Below are 20,723 nucleotides of genomic sequence, written 5' to 3'. Positions count from 1 at the left end.
AGGCGCAAGGTTGTTCGCCCGTAGCGGAGGGAACGGGTGCGCGCGGCATGGACTGTCAGTCCCTACGGGTAAGACATCCCTAGTGGGAGGGGGCGACACGCAGGACAGGCCGTCTCACGTTCGCCATCGGCGTACTGGCGAAGGGGGTATCTGCCTGGCCTGCGGGAACATCGTCTCGCACCATCGGGTTGGAGCAGATGTCGGCGTTCGGGGTCAGGAGGCCATCGACGGTGTCGGCAGTTGGAATGAGCGGTCCCCGCTTGCGGGACTAAGCTGCGGAAGGACAGGGAGGGGAAGTTCCCCCCACTGCCTGACCGCTCTGAGGAGCGATTAACGATGTTCGAGAGGTTCACCGACCGCGCGCGGCGGGTTGTCGTCCTGGCTCAGGAAGAAGCCCGGATGCTCAACCACAACTACATCGGCACCGAGCACATCCTCCTGGGCTTGATCCACGAGGGTGAGGGTGTCGCCGCCAAGGCCCTTGAGAGCCTCGGGATTTCGCTCGAGGCGGTCCGCCAGCAGGTGGAGGAGATCATCGGCCAGGGCCAGCAGGCGCCCTCGGGCCACATCCCCTTCACCCCCCGTGCCAAGAAGGTCCTGGAGCTGTCGCTCCGCGAGGCCCTTCAGCTGGGCCACAACTACATCGGCACGGAGCACATCCTGCTCGGCCTGATCCGTGAGGGCGAGGGCGTCGCCGCCCAGGTCCTGGTCAAGCTGGGCGCAGATCTCAACCGCGTGCGGCAGCAGGTGATCCAGCTGCTCTCCGGTTACCAGGGCAAGGAGACCGCCACCGCCGGCGGCCCTGCGGAGGGCACCCCCTCGACGTCCCTGGTCCTCGACCAGTTCGGCCGGAACCTCACCCAGGCCGCTCGTGAGTCCAAGCTCGACCCGGTCATCGGGCGCGAGAAGGAGATCGAGCGGGTCATGCAGGTGCTGTCCCGCCGTACGAAGAACAACCCGGTCCTGATCGGTGAGCCCGGCGTCGGCAAGACCGCCGTCGTGGAGGGTCTCGCCCAGGCCATCGTCAAGGGCGAGGTGCCCGAGACGCTGAAGGACAAGCACCTCTACACGCTTGACCTGGGCGCCCTGGTCGCCGGTTCCCGTTACCGCGGTGACTTCGAGGAGCGCCTGAAGAAGGTGCTCAAGGAGATCCGCACCCGCGGCGACATCATCCTGTTCATCGACGAGCTGCACACGCTGGTCGGTGCGGGTGCCGCCGAGGGCGCCATCGACGCGGCGAGCATCCTCAAGCCGATGCTGGCCCGCGGTGAGCTCCAGACCATCGGTGCGACCACGCTGGACGAGTACCGCAAGCACCTGGAGAAGGACGCGGCCCTGGAGCGCCGCTTCCAGCCCATCCAGGTCGCGGAGCCGTCGCTGCCGCACACGATCGAGATCCTGAAGGGCCTGCGCGACCGTTACGAGGCGCACCACCGCGTCTCGATCACGGACGAGGCCCTGGTCCAGGCCGCCACCCTGGCCGACCGCTACATCTCGGACCGCTTCCTGCCGGACAAGGCGATCGACCTGATCGACGAGGCCGGTTCCCGGATGCGGATCCGCCGGATGACCGCGCCGCCGGACCTGCGCGAGTTCGACGAGAAGATCGCCGGTGTCCGCCGTGACAAGGAGTCCGCGATCGACTCGCAGGACTTCGAGAAGGCCGCCTCCCTGCGCGACAAGGAGAAGCAGCTCCTGGCCGCCAAGGCGAAGCGGGAGAAGGAGTGGAAGGCCGGTGACATGGATGTCGTGGCCGAGGTCGACGGCGACCTGATCGCCGAGGTCCTCGCCACCGCCACCGGCATCCCGGTCTTCAAGCTCACGGAGGAGGAGTCCAGCCGTCTGCTCCGCATGGAGGACGAGCTGCACAAGCGGGTCATCGGCCAGAACGACGCCGTCAAGGCGCTGTCGAAGGCGATCCGCCGTACCCGTGCGGGTCTGAAGGACCCGAAGCGTCCCGGTGGCTCGTTCATCTTCGCCGGTCCGTCCGGTGTCGGTAAGACCGAGCTGTCCAAGGCGCTCGCGGAGTTCCTCTTCGGCGACGAGGACGCGCTGATCTCCCTCGACATGTCGGAGTTCAGCGAGAAGCACACGGTCTCGCGGCTCTTCGGCTCGCCCCCCGGCTACGTCGGGTACGAGGAGGGCGGCCAGCTGACCGAGAAGGTCCGCCGCAAGCCGTTCTCCGTGGTCCTCTTCGACGAGGTCGAGAAGGCCCACCCGGACATCTTCAACTCGCTGTTGCAGATTCTGGAGGACGGTCGCCTGACCGACTCCCAGGGCCGGGTCGTGGACTTCAAGAACACGGTCATCATCATGACGACCAACCTCGGCACCCGGGACATCTCCAAGGGCTTCAACCTCGGCTTCGCCGCCGCGGGTGACACGAAGACCAACTACGAGCGCATGAAGAACAAGGTCTCGGACGAGCTGAAGCAGCACTTCCGGCCCGAGTTCCTCAACCGCGTCGACGACGTGGTCGTCTTCCCGCAGCTGTCGCAGCAGGACATCCTGCGGATCGTCGACCTGATGATCGGCAAGGTGGACGAGCGCCTGAAGGACCGGGACATGGGCATCGAGCTGTCCCAGTCCGCCAAGGAGCTGCTGTCCAAGAAGGGCTACGACCCCGTGCTGGGCGCCCGGCCGCTGCGCCGGACCATCCAGCGCGAGATCGAGGACTCGCTGTCGGAGAAGATCCTCTTCGGCGAGCTGCGTCCCGGTCACATCGTGGTCGTGGACACCGAGGGCGAGGGTGAGGCCAAGACCTTCACCTTCCGCGGCGAGGAGAAGTCCGCGCTGCCGGACGTCCCGCCGATCGAGCAGGCGGCCGGCGGCGCCGGTCCGAACCTGAGCAAGGACGCGTAGCCGCCACGCTCGGCCCGAGCAGTACGGAAGGGGCTGCCCCGGAACCCGGCTGGGTTCCGGGGCAGCCCCTTTCCCGTCGCCGGATTCAGGAGAGCTGGCCGTTGTAGTCCGGCAGCTTGAAGGTCCGTTCGGCGTGGCCGCCGGACAGGTCGGTGGCGCTGTTGCCGATGTTGGCGATGATCGTGTAGCCCTTCGACTCGATGTCGGCGCGCTGGGCCGTCTTGTAGTCGGCGACGTTCTTGAAGAGGTCGATCAGGCCACGGACGTAGAGGCCGGAGACCTGGTAGCCGCGGTGCTTCAGGTTGTACTCCGTGAAGGAGTAGATGATCCCAGGGCGGGCGGTGACGAAGAAGACGGCGACGCCGTGGTCCTGGGCGTAGCGGGCGGCCTCCAGGACCGGCTTGTTGGCGGGCTGCGGGTAGCTGAAGCCGAAGTCGGTCTCCAGCGCGGTGTTGTCGATGTCGAGGACGATCGCCTGCCTCTCACCGGGCCGGGGCGCCGCGATGCGCTCCTTGAGGTAGGGCAGCGCCTGGTCCATCACGGCCTGGCAGTCGCGCTGCCAGGTGGCGTAGTCGACGTCGGCCGCGGCGGCGGTGGCGGCGGCCTGGGCCGTCGCCGTGGTGGTCGCGGCCTCGGCGGGCGCGGCCAGGGTCAGGAGCGCCGCCGCGGCGACGGCGGGGGCGGCGATACGGCCCACCCAGGGGCGTCGTGTCGTCATGTGGGGGTCCCTTCACGGTGCCGACGTGTCGTGTGCATGGTCGCGAACGAGGGTGGCGCGTGGGGAACCGTAGGGTTACTGGCGGGTAGGTGGCTAGGGGTGTGCGTCAGACGACGCCGCCGATGCCGGTCACCGTGGGCGGCACCGGAAGCGCCGCGAGGACTTCGTCCGGCACCTCGGTCACACCCGAGGCGAGGACCACGGTGATCTCGCGCAGACCGGGGAACCGGTCCGGGAGGCGCGAGAGGTTCTCCGTGCCCTGGAACTCGTTGAGCTTGAGGTGGGTGACACCCGGCAGAGGCGGCCCGCTCCACGTGAGGCGCCCCCAGTCGAGGTGCAGTTCCTCCAGTGCGGGCAGCCGCGCGATCTCCGCGTAGTCCTCGGCGTGCAGCGGCCTGGCCAGGGCGGCGAGACCGAGCTGACGCAGGGAGCCGAAGCGGTGCAGACCGCGCAGGCCGGTGCTGTTCAGCGCGCTGCCGACGAAGCGCAGGCACCGCAGCGGCCAGCCGCCGGGCAGGACCTGGTCGAGGGAGGCACCGCCCAGGTCGCTGCCCAGATGGAGTTGTTCGAGCCGCCGCCAGCCGGAGAGCGGGGCGAAGACGTCCGGCCGCTCCAGGCCGGGCGTCCCGTCGATCGACAGCCACGACAGGGGCAGGTCGGCCAACGGCGTGAGGTCCCGCACGGACGGGCAGCGGCCGAGTTCCAGATGGTCCAGCCGGTGCAGACCGGAGAGCGCCCGCAGGTCCCCCAGCCGCTGGTTGTAGCGGACGCGCAAGGCCGTCACCACGTCCGACGGCAGACCGGCCGGATCGAGGTCCCCGACGAGCTGGACGGCCGCCCGGCCGCCGAGTTCGCGCAGGATGTCCAGGTGTTCCGCGGAGTGGGCCGTGAAGAAGAGACCGTCCTGTCTGAGGTGCGAGACGATCTCGGCGGCGTAGCGCCGGGCCGGGAACCGGTGCCATGTCCAGCTCAGCTGGGCGAGGACGCCCACCGAGGGATGGTCCCGGAAGCGCCGCAGCACCGACAGCGCGGCCTCCGTCCCGACCAGTGAGGCGGTCACCACCACCGCCCGCGCCTCCGCGTCCGTCAGCCCCTCGGGCCCCGGCAGCAGTTCCAGCGCCAGCGGGCCCACCTCGGCCAGCGCGCGGGCCTCCTCCGCGGTCCGGGGTGGGATCAGCGCCGCCGCCCGCCGCTCGACCTCCGCCCGCACCGCCGGGTCCAACTGGGTCGCGTGCTCCAGCGAGGCCAGCGCCAGCAGCCGTATCCGGGTGCTCGCGGCGCCCTCCGCGCGGTCCGCGGCCTCGGTCAGGTCCCACAGCAGCTCGGCCCGCTCCCGGGGGCGGGCGTGGGCCATCGCCATCCGGATGACGTCGGCCCACTGCTCGTCCGCCGCGCCGCGCACCAGCAGCCCGAAGTCGCCGTCCTCCACGGCGGCCTTGGCGCCGAGGTAGTCCTGGAAGGTGCGGTGAACGAACTCCACCGTGCCGACCGCGGGTTCGCGCAGCAGTCCGCTGCGTACCAGCAGGTGCCGCAGGACCGCCCCGGCGTCGCCCTGTGTCGCGGCGGACGGCAGGGACGGCAGGACCTCGCCGACGATCCGCTCGGCGCGCTCCCGGTCCAGCTCCGACTGGTTGTTGCGGATCAGCCAGTACGCCAGCCGTTGGAGCAGCTGGATCTGCGGCAGTTCGCCGAGCTGGATCTCGTCCTCGCCCGTCATGTCCCGTTCCGCGTCCCGCCGCGCGAGCAGCATCGACAGGGCGGCGTCGTACAACTCCTGTCTGCCGTGCGGGAGGTAGCCGCGCCGGTCGCGGTGCAGGGCGCAGATCAGGCCGCACATCAGCGGGTTGGTGGCGAGACGGCCGAGGTCGGGCTTGGTGCGTATGGCGTCGAGGAGGGAGCGTTCGTAGCCGTCGAGGCGTTCGGGATCGCGTGCGTCGATACGGGCCGCCGTGTGCCAGCGGGTGATGAACGCGGCGACGTCGTCCTGGCTCATGGGGGTGAGGGCGAGTTCCGTGAAGCCGTCGGCGGCGAGCCAGTCCTCCCGTACGGCGGACGGGCGGGAGGTGACCAGCCACCGGTTGCCGGGATAGACGTCCAGCAGTTCGCGCAGCCAGCGCCGGGTGCGTTCGCGCTCGCGCTGGGGGATCTCGTCGATGCCGTCCACGAGGAGCAGTGCGCGGCGGGCGGTGAGGACGCGGTCGGTCCAGCCGTCGGGCTGGTTGGCGTGGAACGGGACGCGTACGGCGGTCAGGAAGGCGTCGGGGGAGGGGAGGCCGTCGCGGCGGCGGACGAGGGTGCGCAGCGGCAGGACGAAGGGGATGAGGTCGCCGCGCTCGCCGCGGGCCGCGGTCACCGCGAGCCACTGCACGAGCGTCGTCTTGCCGGACCCGGCGACGCCGCGCAGCAGGACCCGGTCGTGGTCGGCGAGGGCGTGTTCGGCGGGGAGGGCGGCTGCCGCCGCGGTGAGGTGTTGCTCGTCCGGGGTGTCGTCGGCCGGGCCGAGGGCCTGGAGGCTGAGGTAGGCGGCGTCCAGGGGCCAGCGGTCGGGGGAGTCGTGCAGGTCGATGCCGTAGATGGTGAGGTGGCTGTGCCGGGTCGCGACGTACGCCAGGTAGCGCTGCTCGAACGCGGGGTCGGTGCCGCCGGTGGGCGGGGTGCGGGCGATCAGCTCGTCGAGCTTGGCGATCAGCTCGCGCTGCCGGTGGGTCTGCTCGACGAGGGTGCGGGGGACAAAGGTGGACCGCTGGGTGAAGAAGTGCAGGACGTGCAGGCAGGCGGTGTCCAGGAGGCGCTCGTAGAAGAGGGAGGCGTCCAGGGAGAGCAGCCGTGCGGGATCGGGGCGGGCGGCGGCGCGCAGCCGGCGGGCCAGGGCCTGGTGGCCGAGTTCGACGGCCTGTACGTCGGTCATGTCCAGGTCGCCGAGGGCGTGCAGGCTCCGGGCCAGAGCGGTCCGTACGGCCTCCTCCTCGTCGGGCGCGACGGGGCGCTCGCCGTCCTTCAGGGCCCGTCGCACCAGCTCGGCGGAGAGCTTCTGGAGGTCTTCGTAGTCGAGGGTGCGCTGCTCGCCCCTGAAGGAGACGAGGCCCGAGATCCGTACGGGCCGGTCCACGAGCCCCGCGCCGGGTCCCTCGCTGACGAACAGCTTCCGCACGAGCGGGCCTACTACGCCTGAGGCGACCCTGATCCCGATCACCGACGGTTCCATCCGACCTCCCCCTCAGCCTTACCGAAGTGCAGGTCAGCAGCGTAGTCCGGGTCACATTCCAGGGTCCTTGGATCTTGCTCTCCGGTGACATGCCGCACAGGCGATTTGTCCGTTACTAGGCGGAATAGTGGCGACCTTGTTGCGGACAAATCGGACTATTGGTCCACACCTCTCTGGGTGCTTCGGCCTGGATGGGCGGATTCGTCCTGGATGGAAGCTCTGTCAAGAAGCGTTAAGTTTCCCCATCAATTACTAGCTTCCGTCGTAGATCACACGTTTGGGGCTTTCGCGAGCCGGGGGTTACCAAGGATGAGCCATCCGGCGGACGCCCGATCCCGCCGGGTGTCTCTCTGTCCCCCACCCATGAGGTTGAGATGATCCAGCGCGTCACGTCCCGTGTCACCCGTACGTCCTCGCTCCGCACTCGCGCCGCCGTCCTGGCCGCCGGAATGGGAGCCTCGGTCGTCCTGGGTGCCGGGGTCGCGGCCGCCGCCGAAGCCAGCGCGGCCACCGCCGCCACCAGCGCGGCGAGCGCCGTCCAGGCCCAGGCCGCCGCCCAGGCGAAGGCCGCCGAGGCGCAGGCCGCCGCGGCAGCCAAGGCGAAGGCGGCCCAGGCCAAGGCCACCGCCGCGAAGAAGGCCGCGGCCGCCAAGAAGGCCGCCGCCCAGCAGACCGCGGCGAAGAAGAAGGCCGCTTCCTGGGTGAACCCCGTGAGCCACTACAAGCTCTCCGCCAGCTACGCGCAGGCGGGCGGCATGTGGCAGTCCACCCACAGCGGCCAGGACTACGCGGTGCCCTCCGGCACCCGGGTCGTCGCCGCGCACGGCGGCACCGTCGTCAAGGCCGGCGGCAACGGCGCCGGTGACGGTCCCGCGTACGGCAACGCCGTCGTCATCAAGCACGGCAACGGCACGTACTCGCAGTACGCCCACCTGTCGAAGATCAACGTGAAGGTCGGCCAGGTCGTCAAGACCGGCCAGCGGATCGCCCTGTCCGGCAACACCGGCAACTCCAGCGGCCCGCACCTGCACTTCGAGATCCGCACCACCCCGAACTACGGCACCGCCATCGACCCGGCGCGCTTCCTGCGCGGCAAGGGCGTCAGCCTCTGACGTCCGGCGGACGACAGCCGACGCTCCCGGCTCAGCCGCTCCCGTGCTGAGCCTGCGTCACCAGATCGATCGCGACCTCGAGGACCGCGCCCCGCGCGTCCTCGGGGTCGACGCCCATGTCCCGCATGACGAACATCCCCGCGTGCAGGGTGAACAGGGCGCTGACGCACCTGACCTGGTCGACCAGGTCGGCGTCGGGGTCGACGACGATGTCCCGCATGCCGAGCATGCGGTTCTTGAACATCTGGCCGATGCGCAGGTCACGTACCGTCGCCTGGTTCTCCTGCATGAAGCGGAACAGCGGGGAGGCGGCGGTCAGCGCGTCGCTGTAGCGGCGGATGATCTCCTTCTTGGTCTCCAGCGTGTGCGGCTGCCGGCGGCCCCAGTCGATCAGGTCCTCGATCGGCTTCGTCAGGTCCTCGAAGAGACTGACGATGATCTCTTCCTTGGTCTTGAAGTGGTAGTAGAGCGCCGCCTTGGTGACGTCGAGGCGTTCGGCGATCTCGCGCAGGGACGTCTTCTCGTAGCCCTGCTCGGCGAAGAGTTCGAGGGCCACGTCCTGGATGCGCTGGCGGGTGTTCCCGCGACGCCGCTGCTTGGCGCCGTCCGCGCCGCCCCTGCCGTCGGTACCGTCCCTGGCTTCCATGGTGCCGCCCATCCTCGCCCCCGATCGCTTCTTACTCAAACTTACTTGACGACCGGCTAGTTACGCTCCTACCTTACCCAGTGAAGTTTACTAGCCGGTCGGCAAGTAAGTAGTCACGTGGGTAGCAGGGGGCGTCAGCCATGACCGAGACAGGGCAAGGGGTCCACGAGGGCCAGGAAGGCCCGGACACCGGCAAACAGCCACGCAGCGTACGGGTCGTGCTGCTCGCGCTGATGATCGCGATGATGCTCGCGATGCTCGACAACATGATCATCGGCACCGCGATGCCGACGATCGTCGGCGAACTCGGCGGCCTGGAGCACCTGTCCTGGGTGGTCACGTCGTACACCCTCGCCACCGCCGCCTCCACCCCGATCTGGGGCAAGATCGGCGACATGTACGGGCGCAAGGGCTCGTTCATGGCCTCCATCGTGCTCTTCCTGATCGGCTCCGCGCTCAGCGGCATGGCCCAGGACATGGGCCAGCTGATCGGCTTCCGCGCGGTGCAGGGCCTCGGCGCGGGCGGTCTGATGGTCGGCGTGATGGCGATCATCGGCGATCTGATCCCGCCCCGGGAGCGGGGCAAGTACCAGGGCATGATGGCCGCCGTGATGGCCCTCGCCATGATCGGCGGGCCGCTGGTCGGCGGCACCATCACCGACAACTGGGGCTGGCGCTGGGCCTTCTACATCAACCTGCCGCTCGGCGCGGTCGCGCTGGTCGCCATCAGTGTCGTACTGCACCTGCCGAGGAAGCGCTCGCAGGCGCGCATCGACTATCTGGGCGCGGGGCTGCTGACCGTCGGCATCACGGCGATCGTGCTCGTCACCACCTGGGGCGGCACCGAGTACGCCTGGACGTCCGCGCGGATCATGGAACTGACCGCCATCGGAGTCGTCGCCCTGGTCGGGTTCGTCCTCTGGGAGAAGCGGGCCGCCGAGCCGCTCATGCCGCTGCACATCTTCCGCAGCCGCAACTTCACCCTGATGTCGGTCATCGGCTTCATCACCGGCTTCGTGATGTTCGGCGCGGTGCTCTTCCTGCCGCTCTACCAGCAGTCCGTGCAGGGCGCGTCCGCGACCAACTCCGGGCTGCTGCTCCTGCCGATGCTGGGCGCGATGCTCGTCACCTCGATGGTCGCCGGGCGGGTCACCACCAACACCGGGCGCTACAAGATCTTCCCGCTCGCGGGCGGTGTCCTGCTGATCGCCGGGCTGTGGCTGCTGTCCCTCATGGACACGGAGACCTCACGCCTGACGTCCGGGCTGTACATGGCCGTACTCGGGCTCGGCATGGGCTGTCTGATGCAGATCACCATGCTGGTCGCGCAGAACAGCGTGGAGATGAAGGACATGGGCGTCGCGTCCTCCTCCACCACCCTCTTCCGCACCCTCGGCTCCTCCTTCGGTGTCGCGATCATGGGCGCGCTGTTCAACCACCGTGTCCAGGACGTCATGGCCGAGCGCGCCGGAGCCGCGGGCTCCCAGATCGGCCAGGTCACCGAACAGTCCGCCCAGCTGGACGCCGCCAGCCTCGCCAAGCTCCCCGCCGCCGCGCGCGAGGCCTACCAGCACGCGGTCTCCGCGGGTACCCACGGCGCCTTCCTGCTCGGCGCGGGCGTGGCCGTGGTCGCGCTGGTCGCGGCGGTCTTCGTGAAGGAGGTCCCGCTGAAGGGCGCGGGCCCGAAGCCGACGGACTCGTCGCCGGCTCCGGCGCCGGTGACCGAAGCGGTCTGAGGGGGCGACCGGGGGGAGGGGGCGGGGTGCCTGGTGAGGCACCCCGCCTTTGTGGGGCGCTGCCTTTGTGGGGCGCTGCCTCTGTGGCGCGTTGCCTTGGCGGGGCGTTCCCTTTGCGGCCCCCCGCCCTTGCGGCCCCCCGCCTTTGCGGCCCCCCCGCCCCTTGCGGCGCGTTCCCTTTGCTGCGCCCCGCCCTTGCCGGCGTGCTTCCTGTGTGGCGCCCCGCCCTTGCGGCGTGCTGCCTCTGAAGTGCGCTGCCCCCGCGGCGGTTCAGCCCTCGGCTTGGGGCAGCCCTCCGAGCTGGGGCAGCTCCCGCCGTTCCGGGCTCGGCCCCCGTGTCAGGTCAGGCCCCCCGCGCGGGCCGTCGCCGCCCGGCGCCCTGGTCGGCGACGCCCATGCGCGCCGCCGCTCACCGTCGCCCTTCCCGGACCGGCAGCATCGGATAGCTCCCCGTGTTCGTCGGTGCGTGTTCCGGGAGCCACAGCACGGCGGACGCACCCTCGGCCGGGGTGTGCTCCGGCGCACCCGGTGGCCGTACGTTGCGGAAGGTCAGGCGCGCGCCCAGCACCCGTGCCTGTCCGGCGGCGATGGTCAGGCCCAGGCCGTGGCCGCGTCCGGCACGGTCCTTGCTGCCGGTGCGGAAGCGGCTGGGGCCCTCGACGAGCAGGTGCTCGGGGAAGCCGGGTCCGTGGTCGCGGACGCGGATCACCCGGCCCTCGACGGTCACCTCGACCGGCCCCCTGCCGTGCCGCGAGGCATTGGCGAGCAGGTTGAACAGCACCCGCTCCAGCCGACGGGGGTCGGTGGTGACCTCCGACTCGTGCACCACCACGACCTCGGCGTCCGGGTCCTTCGCCGCCACCCGCCGGGTGACGAACTCGCCCAGCAGGATGTCCTGCAACTCGGCCCGCTCCGACGCCCCGTCCAGCCGGGCCACCTCCAGCACGTCCTCCACCAGGGTGCGCATCGCCTTCGCCCGGTCGAGCACCAGCTCCGTCGGCCGCCCCGGCGGCAGCAGCTCGGCCGCGGTGAGCAGCCCCGTCACCGGGGTGCGCAGCTCGTGCGCGATATCGGCGGTGACCCGGCGCTCCGCCTCCAGCCGCTGCTTGAGCGCGTCCGCCATCGCGTCCACCGCCCGCGCCAGATCGTCCGTCTCGTCCCGGACGACCCCGCCGATCGCCTCCCGGACCCGTACGTCCGTCTCGCCCTTGGCCACCCGGTTCGCGGCTGCCGCCGCCTTCCGCAGCCGCCGCGACAGCTGCGCGCCGATCAGCACCCCGAGCGCGCTCCCGCCCAGCACCACCGCGATGGAGCCGATGACCAGCGCCTGGTCGAGGTCGTCGAGGATGTCCGTGCTGGTGAACCTGGCGCGCAGCGACATCACATGCCCGTCCTTGAGCGGCACCGCCGCCCAGATGTCCGGCGCGCCGCCGCCCAGCCCCTCGCCCACGTACGTGGCCCGGCGGCCCTGCTCCACCTTCTTGCGCAGCTCCGCGGGCAGCTCCGGGTCGTCGATCTTGACGTTGGGGAAGTTGGGGCGGCTGGACAGCTCGTAGTTGCGCTGCGCGATCCGCAGCCGCGCGTCGGCGAGGTCACGGGCGTTGTCCAGCATCGACACCCGCGCGGCGTTGTGCACGACCAGACTGAGCGCGACCGCAACCAGCGCCCCGACCAGGGCGATGGCGGTGCTGAGCTTCCACCGCAGCCCCGTCCGGATGCCTGTGCGCTCCACCAGCGTGGGCACCAGTCGCCGTATCCGCGCCCCGCCGGGTCTCCCGGCTCCCTTCCCCCGCATGTCCCGGACCTCAGGCCTTCAGCTTGTAGCCGAAGCCGCGGACCGTCTCGATCCGGTCCTGGCCGATCTTGGCGCGCAGCCGCTGCACATGGACGTCGACGACGCGGGTGTCCCCGCCCCAGCCGTAGTCCCAGACGCGTTCGAGGAGTTTGTCGCGGGACAGGACCGTGCCCGGCGCGGCGGAGAACTCCAGCAGCAGCCGCATCTCCGTCGGGGTCAGCGCCACCGGGCGCCCGGCCCGGCGCACCTCCATCCCGTCGGTGTCGATCTCCAGATCGCCGAAGGTCAGCACCCCACCGGCAGCCGGTCCGGCCCGCTCCTCCCGCTGTCCGCCGCCGCTCGCGTGCCCGAAGCGGCGCAGCACCGCACGGATCCGGGCGACCAGCACCGCGCCGTCGAACGGCTTGGTCACATAGTCGTCGGCGCCCGCCTCAAGACCCAGCACCACGTCGATGGCGTCGGCCCGCGCGGACAGCATGATCACCGGCACGGTCGACTCGTCCCGGATTCGACGGCACAGGCTGACGCCGTCGAGCCCCGGGACCATGACGTCCAGCAGGGCGATGTCGGGGCGGTCGGCGCGGAACGCCTCCAGGCCGGACAGGCCGTCGGGCATCGCCGTGACCGCGAAGCCGTCCCGCTCCAGGGCGAGTTGGGTCGCCTCGCGGATGACGTCGTCGTCCTCGACGAACAGGACGTGGGTCTGCTCTGCCATCCAGGTGCTCTCAGTTCTCGTCGGTGGTCTCAGGTGTCCCCGGGGACCGGGGTCGGCTCGCCCGCGACCGTGCCGTACTCGTTGTGGGTGCGGTACCGCTCGACGAACCGGCCGCCCGTCCAGTGGTACGTGATCACGTTCTCGCCGGACGGGTTCGACACCGGGTCGCCGCGCTCGTACACCTGCTTGGTCACCACCAGGTCGCCGCGGTCGATCTCCGCGTAGACCGGCGGCTCCTCCGCGCGGAACACGTTCAGATAGCCGCCGTCCGCCTCGCGGTACACATACGAGCCGACGCCCACGGCGTCACCGCAGGTCAGGACGTTGACCACGACATCGCTCGCGGTGCCGCCGGTCAGTTCGCCGTAGGACACGTCGATGGGGTACTCGTCGGCGGCGCACGGCTTCAGATCGCGTTTGACCGCCGCCGAGACCAGCGGGTCCGCCTTGACCAGCCGGACCGCGTCCACCCGCTCGGGGGTGACGGACGGCGCCATCATCGACGGGGACGCGGCGGCCCCCGCCACCGAGTCCGACCCGGCGGGCCCCTCGTCCCGCGCGCCGGTGCCGCTGCTGCCGCACGCCGACACCAGCAGCGCGAAGGCGGTTAAGGCGGCGGCCGCCGCGGTCACCGCCCGGAGGGTGGACCGGGCCGGGCCGGGCCACAGTTCGGTCAGGCCGCGCAACGCTCCCGCTCCTCACGCTCCGGAGCGCGTGCGTCCAGGTCGCGGGCCTCCAACTCCTCGCGGAGGCGGGCGAGTGCCCGGTGCAGCGTGCTCTTGACCGTTCCGGCCGACATACCCAGGGCCGCGGCCGTCTCCTCGGTGGACATCTGCTCCCAGTGTCGCAGCACGACGACACTGCGCTGCTTCGGGGCGAGCACCTTCAGGACATCCATCAACAGGGCCCGGTCGGCGTGCTGTTCGGTGGAGTCGTCGACGGACGCGTCCGGGAGCTGCTCCGTGGGCACCTCCTCCAGCTTGCGCGCCCGCCACCACTCCGTCCGCGTGTTGATCATGACCCGGCGCAGATAGGCGTCCGCGAGCCGCTTGTCCGCGATCCCGTCCCAGCGGCCGTACGTCCGCGCCAGCGCCGTCTGGAGCAGGTCCTGGGCGTCGACCGGGTCCGGGACGAGGCGGCGGGCGCTGCGCAGCAACGCGTCCTGCCGGGTGCGGACGTACTCCTCGAACTCGAGCACCTCTTTCTGCGCCATGATCAACCGCCTCCCGCTTCCCCGTTGTGTAGCCGCCGCGCCGCCTGTGTCGGGCACGGAACGAAGCTACGGAGCGGTTGTCACGGCGCTGTGCGGAGCACCCGTCGGGAAACGCTCGGCTGTCCGTCAGTTGTGTAACGGAAGTAGGGAGGAGCTAAGGGAGTGGTAGGGCTGGTCCACACCTGCCCCGATATGCGCGAGATGTGCGGCTCAGCTCAGGGGCAGCCGGTACAGCCCGTCCGGCAGTGGCTCCACCAACCCGTCGGCGACCAGCCCGTCCAGCGCCCGCGCCCGCTGCACCGGCTCGTGCCACACCCGGTCCAGCGTCGCCTGCGGCACCGGCGCGTGTGCCTCGCGCAGCACGGCCAGCAGCTTGCCGCGCACCTGACGGTCCGTCCCCGCGTACGTCTGACCGCGGCGCGGCGGCCCGTCGTGCTCCGGCTTGCCCGCGAGCCGCCAGGCACAGCTCGCGGCGATCGGACAGCGGTGGCACGACTCGTTCTTCGCCGTGCACACCAGCGCGCCCAGCTCCATCGAGGCCGCCGCCCAGCGCGCCGCGGTGCGCTCCTCCTCGGGCAGCAGCGCCCGCGCCAGCCTGCGTTCGGCGGCGGTGGTCGCGTTCGGCGGGTACTGCACCCCCGTGACCGCCCGCGCGAGGACCCGGCGCACATTGGTGTCCAGCACGGCGTGCCGCTGCCCGTACGCGAACGACGCCACGGCCGCCGCCGTGTACTCCCCGATGCCGGGCAGCGCCAGGAGCTGCGCGTGATCGGTGGGTACGTCACCGCCGTGCCGTTCCGCTATGGCGACCGCGGCGCCGTGCAGCCGCAGGGCGCGGCGCGGGTAGCCGAGGCGGCCCCAGGCGCGGACCGCCTCGCCGGGTGCCTCCTGGGCGAGATCGGCGGGGCGGGGCCAGCGGGCCATCCACTGCTCGTAGACGGGCAGGACGCGGTTCACCGGCGTCTGCTGCAACATGAACTCGCTGACCATCACCCCCCACGGCCCCGCCTCGGGGTGCCGCCAGGGGAGGTCACGCGCATGCTCGTCGAACCAGCTGATGACGGGGGAGTGCAGGTCCGCGCCGGTGCCGTGCGGGAGGCCGTCGGCCTCGGGGACGGCGCGGGGGGCGGTCGGGCCGCTGGGCTCCTGCGGCTGCCGGGTGCGGGGCTCGGGCTGGGTCTGGGGCTTCGTTGGCGCAGTCATGGCGTTTCCGATCCTGCCATGCCGGACCGCGTGCGAGCGGGCGTGCGGTGGGCGCTGGCGCGCCGGGCGCGGGATGATGATCCGTAAAAGTTGGTGCGCGGGCGGCGGGTGTGGCAAGCGAACGCGCCGATCTCTCGTACAGTTTGCGCCGTGGGATCTCTGCGCAATCCGGTTGGGCCGCTTCCCTCCTCCATCTACTGGCGACGGAGGGCCGTCATGCTGTCCGTGCTCGCCCTGTTGGCCTTGTTGACCGTCTGGATCGTGACGTCCGGCGGCGGAGGCGGCGGCAACGGCGCGAACGGGTCCAACGGCAAGAATCCCGCGCCGACCGTCTCCACCATCACGCCCGGCCCGTCCGGATCGGGACCGGCGATCAGCCAGGCGCCCGGCGGGCGCGACGAGTCGAGCGGCGGGGACTCCAACGGGGCCGGTTCCGGAGGGGGTTCGGGGGACGACGGCGATGAGGGGAGCGCCGGTACAGGCGGTACAGGCGGGACCGGTGGGAGCGAAGGCGCCGGTGGTACCGGCGGTGCCGGCGGTGCGGGCGGAAGCGCCGGTTCCGGCGGTGCGGGGGGCGAGGTCGGCAGCGGTGACGCCCTGCCGACGGGTTCCTCGGTCCCCAACTGCACGTCCGGATCGGTGTCGTTGACCCTGCGCAGCGTCCGGAACTCGTACGAGCCCGGCCAGCGGCCCGCCTTCCGGCTGACGGCGAAGAACTCCTCCAGCAGCGACTGCAAGGTCGATCTCGGCCCGAAGGCAGCGGTGCTGACGATCACTCAGGCCGCGAGCGACGACCCGTACTGGTCGTCGGCCGACTGCCCCAAGGGCGCGGCGAGCCTGTACTTCCGGGTGCCCGCGGGCAGCAGCGTCACCTACCCCGTGGAGTGGGACCGCAGGCCGAGCGCACCGTCCTGCGCCACCCCTCCGGCGGGCACCGCCAAGGCCGGGACCTATCTGGTGGAGGCCAAGGCGCCGGGGTACGCGAAGGTCCAGACGTCGTTCGTGCTGGAAGCCGACTAGTCCGGCGCGGTCCTCCAGTCCGGCGCGGTCCTCACCTCACCGTCCGGCGCTGCCGGCCGAGGCGGTGCGAGGGCTCAGACGTACCGCTCCAGGATCGACGACTCCGCCAGCCGCGACAGCCCCTCGCGCACGCTGCGGGCGCGGGCCTCGCCCACACCGTCCACGGTCTGGAGGTCGTCGACGCTGGCGGCGAGCAGCTTCTGGAGGCCGCCGAAGTGCTCGACCAGGCGGTCGATGATGGCGCCGGGCAGCCGCGGCACCTTGGCCAGCAGCCGGAAGCCGCGCGGGGACACCGCGGAGTCGAGGGTCTCGGGCGAGCCCGTGTACCCCAGGGCGCGGGCGACCGTGGGCAGTTCGAGCAGCTCGGCGTGGGTGAGGGCGTCCAGCTCGGCGAGGGCCTCGTCGACCGTGCGGGAGCGCTTGGCGGTGGGCTCGGGGACGTAGTCCCGGACGACCAGCTCGCGCTCGGGCTCGACGCCCGCGATCAGTTCGTCCAGCTGGAGCGCGAGCAGCCGCCCGTCGGTGCCCAGCTCCACCACGTACTCGGCGATCTCCGTGGCGATCCGGCGGACCATCTCCAGGCGCTGCGCCACCGCGGAGACGTCGCGGACCGTCACCAGGTCCTCGATCTCCAGCGCCGACAGCGTGCCCGCGACCTCGTCCAGGCGGAGCTTGTAGCGCTCCAGCGTGGCGAGGGCCTGGTTGGCGCGGGACAGGATCGCCGCGGAGTCCTCCAGGACGCGGCGCTGCCCGTCGACGTACAGGGCGATCAGCCGCATCGACTGGGAGACGGAGACGACCGGGAAGCCGACCTGCTTGCTGACGCGGTCCGCGGTGCGGTGCCGGGTGCCCGTCTCCTCCGTGGGGATCGTCGCGTCGGGCACGAACTGCACGCCCGCGCGAAGGATCTTCGACAGGTCGGAGGAGAGCACGATGCCGCCGTCCAGCTTGCACAGCTCCCGCAGCCGGGTCGCCGTGAACTCGACGTCCAGCACGAAACCGCCTGTGCACATCGCCTCGACCGTCTTGTCGGAGCCCAGCACGATCAGGCCGCCGGTGTTGCCGCGCAGGACCCGCTCGAGGCCGTCACGCAGGGCGGTGCCAGGCGCCACGGCGCTCAGCGAGGCGCGCATCAGGCCATCTGAACCGGCACTCCCACCGGACTTTCCGGGAGCTGCTGCCCGGTCGTTGGCTGCCACTGCACTCCTCCGGTCGCAGGTTCTGGGGCGCTCCCGTATCGCGCACTCTGTTCGCACGGACGGGCGAGACCAGGGCAAAGTCTACCGGCGGTCCTCCGCGTCCCGGGGGGCCTCTCGCCGACGGGAGCGCGGCAGCACCCTCAGGGCGTCCCCTATGTCCGCGACTTCCAGCACCTTCATGCCGGACGGAACCTTGCCCGGATCACCCGGTACGAGGGCGTGCGTGAAGCCCAGCCGGTGCGCCTCGGCGAGCCTGCGCTGCACGCCCGTGACCCGTCTCACCTCGCCCGCGAGGCCGACCTCGCCGATGGCGACGAGGTTCTTCGGCAGCGGGGTGTCGCTGGCGGCGGAGGCCAGCGCGAGGGCGACGGCGAGGTCGGCGGCGGGCTCCGACAGCTTCACGCCGCCGACCGTCGCGGAGTAGATGTCCCGCTTGCCCAAGGCGCTGATGCGGCCGCGCTGTTCCAGGACGGCCAGCATCATCGACACGCGGGAGGTCTCCAGACCGGAGGTCGTGCGGCGCGGGGAGGGGATCTGCGAGTCGACCGTGAGCGCCTGCACCTCGGCGACCAGCGGGCGGCGGCCCTCCAGCGTGACGGTCAGGCAGGTGCCGGGGACGGGCTCGGCCCGCCGGGTCAGGAACAGGCCGCTGGGGTCGGCGAGGCCGGTGATGCCCTCGTCGTGCAGCTCGAAGCAGCCGACCTCGTCGGTGGCGCCGTAGCGGTTCTTGACGCCGCGGACCAGACGCAGGCGCGCGTGCCGGTCGCCCTCGAAGTGCAGGACGACGTCGACGAGGTGCTCCAGCAGCCGGGGTCCGGCGATCGCGCCGTCCTTGGTGACATGGCCCACCAGGAGCGTGGACATCCCGCGCTCCTTGGAGGCGCGGATCAGGGCGCCCGCGACCTCCCGCACCTGGGCCATGCCGCCGGGCGCGCCGTCGATCTCCGGAGAGGCGACCGTCTGCACCGAGTCCAGGATCAGCAGGGACGGCTTCACCGCGTCCAAGTGTCCGAGGACGGCGGCGAGATCGGTCTCGGCGGCCAGGTAGAGGTGGTCGTCGATGGCGCCGATGCGGTCGGCGCGGAGCCGGACCTGGCTCGCGGACTCCTCACCCGTGACGTACAGCGTGCGGTGGTCGTCGCTGGCCGCCTTGGCCGCCACGTCGAGCAGCAGCGTGGACTTGCCGACGCCCGGCTCGCCCGCGAGCAGCACCACGGCGCCGGGGACGAGCCCGCCGCCGAGGACCCGGTCCAGTTCGGGCACGCCGGTGGAGCGGGCGGCGGCCTGGCGGCCGTCGACCTGGCCGATGGGCAGCGCGGAGTTGGTGACGCGGCCCGGGGTGGTGGTGCGCACGGCGGGCGCGCCGTACTCCTCGACCGTCCCCCATGCCTGGCACTCGGGGCAGCGGCCGAGCCACTTGGCCGTCTGCCAGCCGCACTCGGTGCAGCGGTAGGACGGCCGGTCCTTGGTGGTCTTCGTACGGGCAGCCATGCACGGAACCGTATCCGCCGGCACTGACAACGCGGTCGGCGACCGCTTTTCCCCAGGCTTTTCCCCAGAGTTCCCCCAGGCTCCCGCCCGGCCTTCCCTCGGCGCGACAACCGCCGCAACCTGCGGGAACTGCCAGGAACCAGCCGCCACCGCCACGAACGGGCCATGGAATGAATCCTTCCTGTCCCCTTATGAGGGATCGTTTCACCCGTACGGATTAAAAGTGCTCAAGGGGCGAGAACGGACACTCCCACGACGCCTACGGTCGCCGGGTGATGAGCAGCAGCCCGGAGACCTCGACCCGCACCCCCGGCGCACGCTCCGGCGCGCGCCGCACGCACAGCGAGGCGCGCGACCGCGCCGCGGCGCGCACGCTGGCCCAGCGCCCGCCCACGCGATACGAGCCCTACCTGGACGGACTGTTCACGTACTGCCTGTCCGTGCTCTGCGACCACGACGCCGCGACCGCCGCCCTCGGTGACGCCCTCGCCCTCGCCGAGCGCCGCGGCCAGCGCGCCCCCGAGGCCACCGGGGACCGCCGGGCCTGGCTGTACGCGCTGGCCCGCTGGTCGTGCCTGCGCAAGCTGGCCGAGGCCAAGCAGAAACGTCAGGCCCACCACGCCGCGGGCCGCCCCACCACCCGGCACGGCTCCGCCCAGCCCGCCCCCGCCGCCGTACCGGAGGAGGAACAGCGCCGGCGGCGCCGCGAACTCGCCAGGCTCGCCTGGCCGGAGGCCGCGGGCACCAGCCCCGAGCAGCGCGAGGCCCTCGAACTGGCCGTACGCCACCACCTGGCCGCCCACGAGGTCGCCGCCGTCCTCGGCATGGACCTCGCCGCCGCCCGTGACCTGCTCGCCTCCGCCGCCTGCGAGGTGGAACGCACCCGCGCCGCCCTCGCCGTCGTGGAGACCGGCAACTGCCCCGGCGTCGCCCGCCTCACCGGCGACGGCCAGCTCGTCCTCAGCTCCGCCGTGCGCAAGGAACTCGTCCGGCACGTCGACGACTGCCCGCGCTGCCGCCGTACCGCGGAGCGCGCCGTCCCCGGCCGCTGGCCCGGCTCCGCGGTCACCCCCGCCGAACTGCCCGTCCTGGAGGCGCCCCGCGCCGCCCTGCACCTCGCGATGGCGCACCACCCGCGCGCGCGGGGCGGCGCTCCACGCTTCGACCGGCGCGGCTTCCCCATGGACCCCAAGGACCGTGCCGCCCGCCGGGACCGGCTACGCGCGCGTGCCGTCACCACGACCGTCGTCGCCACCGTGGTCGCCGCCCCCGTGATCGCCCTCTGGTCCGCCTACCGGGGCGCCCCGGTGGCCGGTGAGGGCGAGGAGGGTCGCGCGACCGCCACCAGCCGCGAGGACGACCAGGGCGACGGCAAGGGCGCCGCCGACCGAGACGGCTACGGCTACGAGAACGCGGGCAACGCCACCGAGCCCGACCCCGGGTCCCGCGAGGACCCCACCCCCGACGTCTCCGTCGAGGTCCTCGGCGTCGACGGCCCAGGACACCAGGCCGCGGGCCGGCTCGACATCACCGCCGACAGCATCGGCGACACCACCCTGATCACCCTCACGGCGTCGGGCGCCACGCCGGTCCGCTGGTCCGTGGCCACCCACGCCCCCTGGCTGTATCCGAGCCGCTCCGCGGGAACCCTCCGGCCCGGCGAGACGTTCACGATCAAGGTGTACGTCGACCATCTGCGCGAGCCGTCCGGGCACTGGAGCGCACGCGTGACGATCGCCCCCGCGGGCGCTGTCGTCTCCATCCGGGGCTACGGCACCGCGCCCCGCCCCTCCGACCCGGCCCCCACC

Annotated in this window: 15 protein-coding genes; 5 read left to right on the top strand and 10 right to left on the bottom strand. The window is 71.7% G+C overall.

Annotated features, from left to right (window positions below; genetic code table 11):
• The first annotated feature begins 336 nt into the window (after positions 1-336).
• Positions 337-2,862: an ATP-dependent Clp protease ATP-binding subunit gene (locus tag KBY47_RS29815; RefSeq protein WP_210926513.1), complete on the top strand. Its 2,526-nt coding sequence runs from the start codon at positions 337-339 to the stop codon at positions 2,860-2,862.
• Positions 2,863-2,947: 85 nt separating this feature from the next.
• Here the strand turns inward: KBY47_RS29815 and KBY47_RS29810 are convergent, their stop codons facing one another.
• Positions 2,948-3,580 carry an HAD family acid phosphatase gene (locus tag KBY47_RS29810; protein WP_210926511.1) on the bottom strand — a complete coding sequence of 211 codons (633 nt, stop codon included), beginning with the start codon at positions 3,578-3,580 and terminating at the stop codon, positions 2,948-2,950.
• A gap of 106 nt (positions 3,581-3,686) precedes the next feature.
• Positions 3,687-6,785, bottom strand: coding sequence for an NACHT domain-containing NTPase (locus KBY47_RS29805; RefSeq protein WP_210926509.1), 3,099 nt, complete (start codon positions 6,783-6,785; stop codon positions 3,687-3,689).
• 374 nt (positions 6,786-7,159) lie between these two features.
• On the opposite strand from KBY47_RS29805, the gene KBY47_RS29800 reads away from it, so the two are divergent.
• Entirely contained in the window at positions 7,160-7,897 is a 738-nt protein-coding gene (locus KBY47_RS29800; protein WP_210926507.1) for a M23 family metallopeptidase, read from the top strand.
• Positions 7,898-7,928: 31 nt separating this feature from the next.
• On the opposite strand, the gene KBY47_RS29795 is transcribed toward KBY47_RS29800, so the two are convergent.
• Positions 7,929-8,555 (bottom strand): TetR/AcrR family transcriptional regulator, encoded by a 627-nt coding sequence (locus KBY47_RS29795; RefSeq protein WP_210926505.1) that lies wholly within the window; start codon positions 8,553-8,555, stop codon positions 7,929-7,931.
• A 128-nt stretch (positions 8,556-8,683) separates the two neighbouring features.
• On the opposite strand from KBY47_RS29795, the gene KBY47_RS29790 reads away from it, so the two are divergent.
• Entirely contained in the window at positions 8,684-10,279 is a 1,596-nt protein-coding gene (locus KBY47_RS29790; RefSeq protein WP_210926502.1) for an MDR family MFS transporter, read from the top strand.
• Positions 10,280-10,688: 409 nt separating this feature from the next.
• On the opposite strand, the gene cseC is transcribed toward KBY47_RS29790, so the two are convergent.
• The 5 genes from cseC to KBY47_RS29765 all read right to left on the bottom strand — a co-directional run bounded on the left by cseC (position 10,689) and on the right by KBY47_RS29765 (position 15,205).
• Positions 10,689-12,074, bottom strand: coding sequence for a two-component system sensor histidine kinase CseC (gene cseC / locus KBY47_RS29785; RefSeq protein ID WP_210926500.1), 1,386 nt, complete (start codon positions 12,072-12,074; stop codon positions 10,689-10,691).
• A 10-nt stretch (positions 12,075-12,084) separates the two neighbouring features.
• On the bottom strand, positions 12,085-12,789 hold the full coding sequence (gene cseB, locus KBY47_RS29780) for a two-component system response regulator CseB (protein ID WP_210926498.1): 705 nt from the start codon (positions 12,787-12,789) through the stop codon (positions 12,085-12,087).
• Positions 12,790-12,818: 29 nt separating this feature from the next.
• The gene (locus KBY47_RS29775; protein ID WP_210926496.1) at positions 12,819-13,475 is read right to left on the bottom strand and encodes a hypothetical protein; all 657 of its coding nucleotides are present in this window, start codon (positions 13,473-13,475) and stop codon (positions 12,819-12,821) included.
• Positions 13,463-14,002 (bottom strand): SigE family RNA polymerase sigma factor, encoded by a 540-nt coding sequence (locus KBY47_RS29770; protein ID WP_210926493.1) that lies wholly within the window; start codon positions 14,000-14,002, stop codon positions 13,463-13,465. Before KBY47_RS29770 ends, KBY47_RS29775 begins: the two co-directional genes overlap by 13 nt.
• Before the next feature lie 210 nt (positions 14,003-14,212).
• Complete coding sequence (locus KBY47_RS29765; protein WP_247695440.1) at positions 14,213-15,205, bottom strand: A/G-specific adenine glycosylase; 993 nt, start codon at positions 15,203-15,205, stop codon at positions 14,213-14,215.
• Between the two features lie 150 nt (positions 15,206-15,355).
• On the opposite strand from KBY47_RS29765, the gene KBY47_RS29760 reads away from it, so the two are divergent.
• Positions 15,356-16,225 carry a hypothetical protein gene (locus tag KBY47_RS29760; RefSeq protein ID WP_210926491.1) on the top strand — a complete coding sequence of 290 codons (870 nt, stop codon included), beginning with the start codon at positions 15,356-15,358 and terminating at the stop codon, positions 16,223-16,225.
• A 74-nt stretch (positions 16,226-16,299) separates the two neighbouring features.
• Here the strand turns inward: KBY47_RS29760 and disA are convergent, their stop codons facing one another.
• Positions 16,300-17,424, bottom strand: coding sequence for a DNA integrity scanning diadenylate cyclase DisA (disA, locus tag KBY47_RS29755; RefSeq protein ID WP_210926489.1), 1,125 nt, complete (start codon positions 17,422-17,424; stop codon positions 16,300-16,302).
• Between the two features lie 81 nt (positions 17,425-17,505).
• Positions 17,506-18,915: a DNA repair protein RadA gene (gene radA / locus KBY47_RS29750; RefSeq protein WP_210926487.1), complete on the bottom strand. Its 1,410-nt coding sequence runs from the start codon at positions 18,913-18,915 to the stop codon at positions 17,506-17,508.
• A 272-nt stretch (positions 18,916-19,187) separates the two neighbouring features.
• Here radA and KBY47_RS29745 point away from each other — a divergent pair.
• Positions 19,188-20,723, top strand: a 1,536-nt coding sequence (locus tag KBY47_RS29745; protein ID WP_210926485.1) for a hypothetical protein, incomplete at its 3' end; no start/stop codon positions are given.

It is taken from the genome of Streptomyces sp. B93, from assembly GCF_018070565.1.
Taxonomy (GTDB): Bacteria; Actinomycetota; Actinomycetes; order Streptomycetales; family Streptomycetaceae; genus Streptomyces.
The sequence above is the reverse complement of the archived record's forward strand: the minus strand, read 5'-3'. Positions and strand labels throughout refer to the sequence as shown.

Coding starts and splice junctions, on each gene's coding strand:
- cseC (WP_210926500.1), bottom strand. CDS start 12,074: ATGCGGGGGAAGGGAGCCGGGAGACCCGGCGGGGCGCGGATACGGCGA.
- KBY47_RS29795 (WP_210926505.1), bottom strand. CDS start 8,555: ATGGGCGGCACCATGGAAGCCAGGGACGGTACCGACGGCAGGGGCGGC.
- KBY47_RS29800 (WP_210926507.1), top strand. CDS start 7,160: ATGATCCAGCGCGTCACGTCCCGTGTCACCCGTACGTCCTCGCTCCGC.
- KBY47_RS29810 (WP_210926511.1), bottom strand. CDS start 3,580: ATGACGACACGACGCCCCTGGGTGGGCCGTATCGCCGCCCCCGCCGTC.
- radA (WP_210926487.1), bottom strand. CDS start 18,915: ATGGCTGCCCGTACGAAGACCACCAAGGACCGGCCGTCCTACCGCTGC.
- KBY47_RS29815 (WP_210926513.1), top strand. CDS start 337: ATGTTCGAGAGGTTCACCGACCGCGCGCGGCGGGTTGTCGTCCTGGCT.
- KBY47_RS29770 (WP_210926493.1), bottom strand. CDS start 14,002: ATGGCGCAGAAAGAGGTGCTCGAGTTCGAGGAGTACGTCCGCACCCGG.
- cseB (WP_210926498.1), bottom strand. CDS start 12,789: ATGGCAGAGCAGACCCACGTCCTGTTCGTCGAGGACGACGACGTCATC.
- KBY47_RS29790 (WP_210926502.1), top strand. CDS start 8,684: ATGACCGAGACAGGGCAAGGGGTCCACGAGGGCCAGGAAGGCCCGGAC.
- KBY47_RS29765 (WP_247695440.1), bottom strand. CDS start 15,205: ATGACTGCGCCAACGAAGCCCCAGACCCAGCCCGAGCCCCGCACCCGG.
- KBY47_RS29805 (WP_210926509.1), bottom strand. CDS start 6,785: ATGGAACCGTCGGTGATCGGGATCAGGGTCGCCTCAGGCGTAGTAGGC.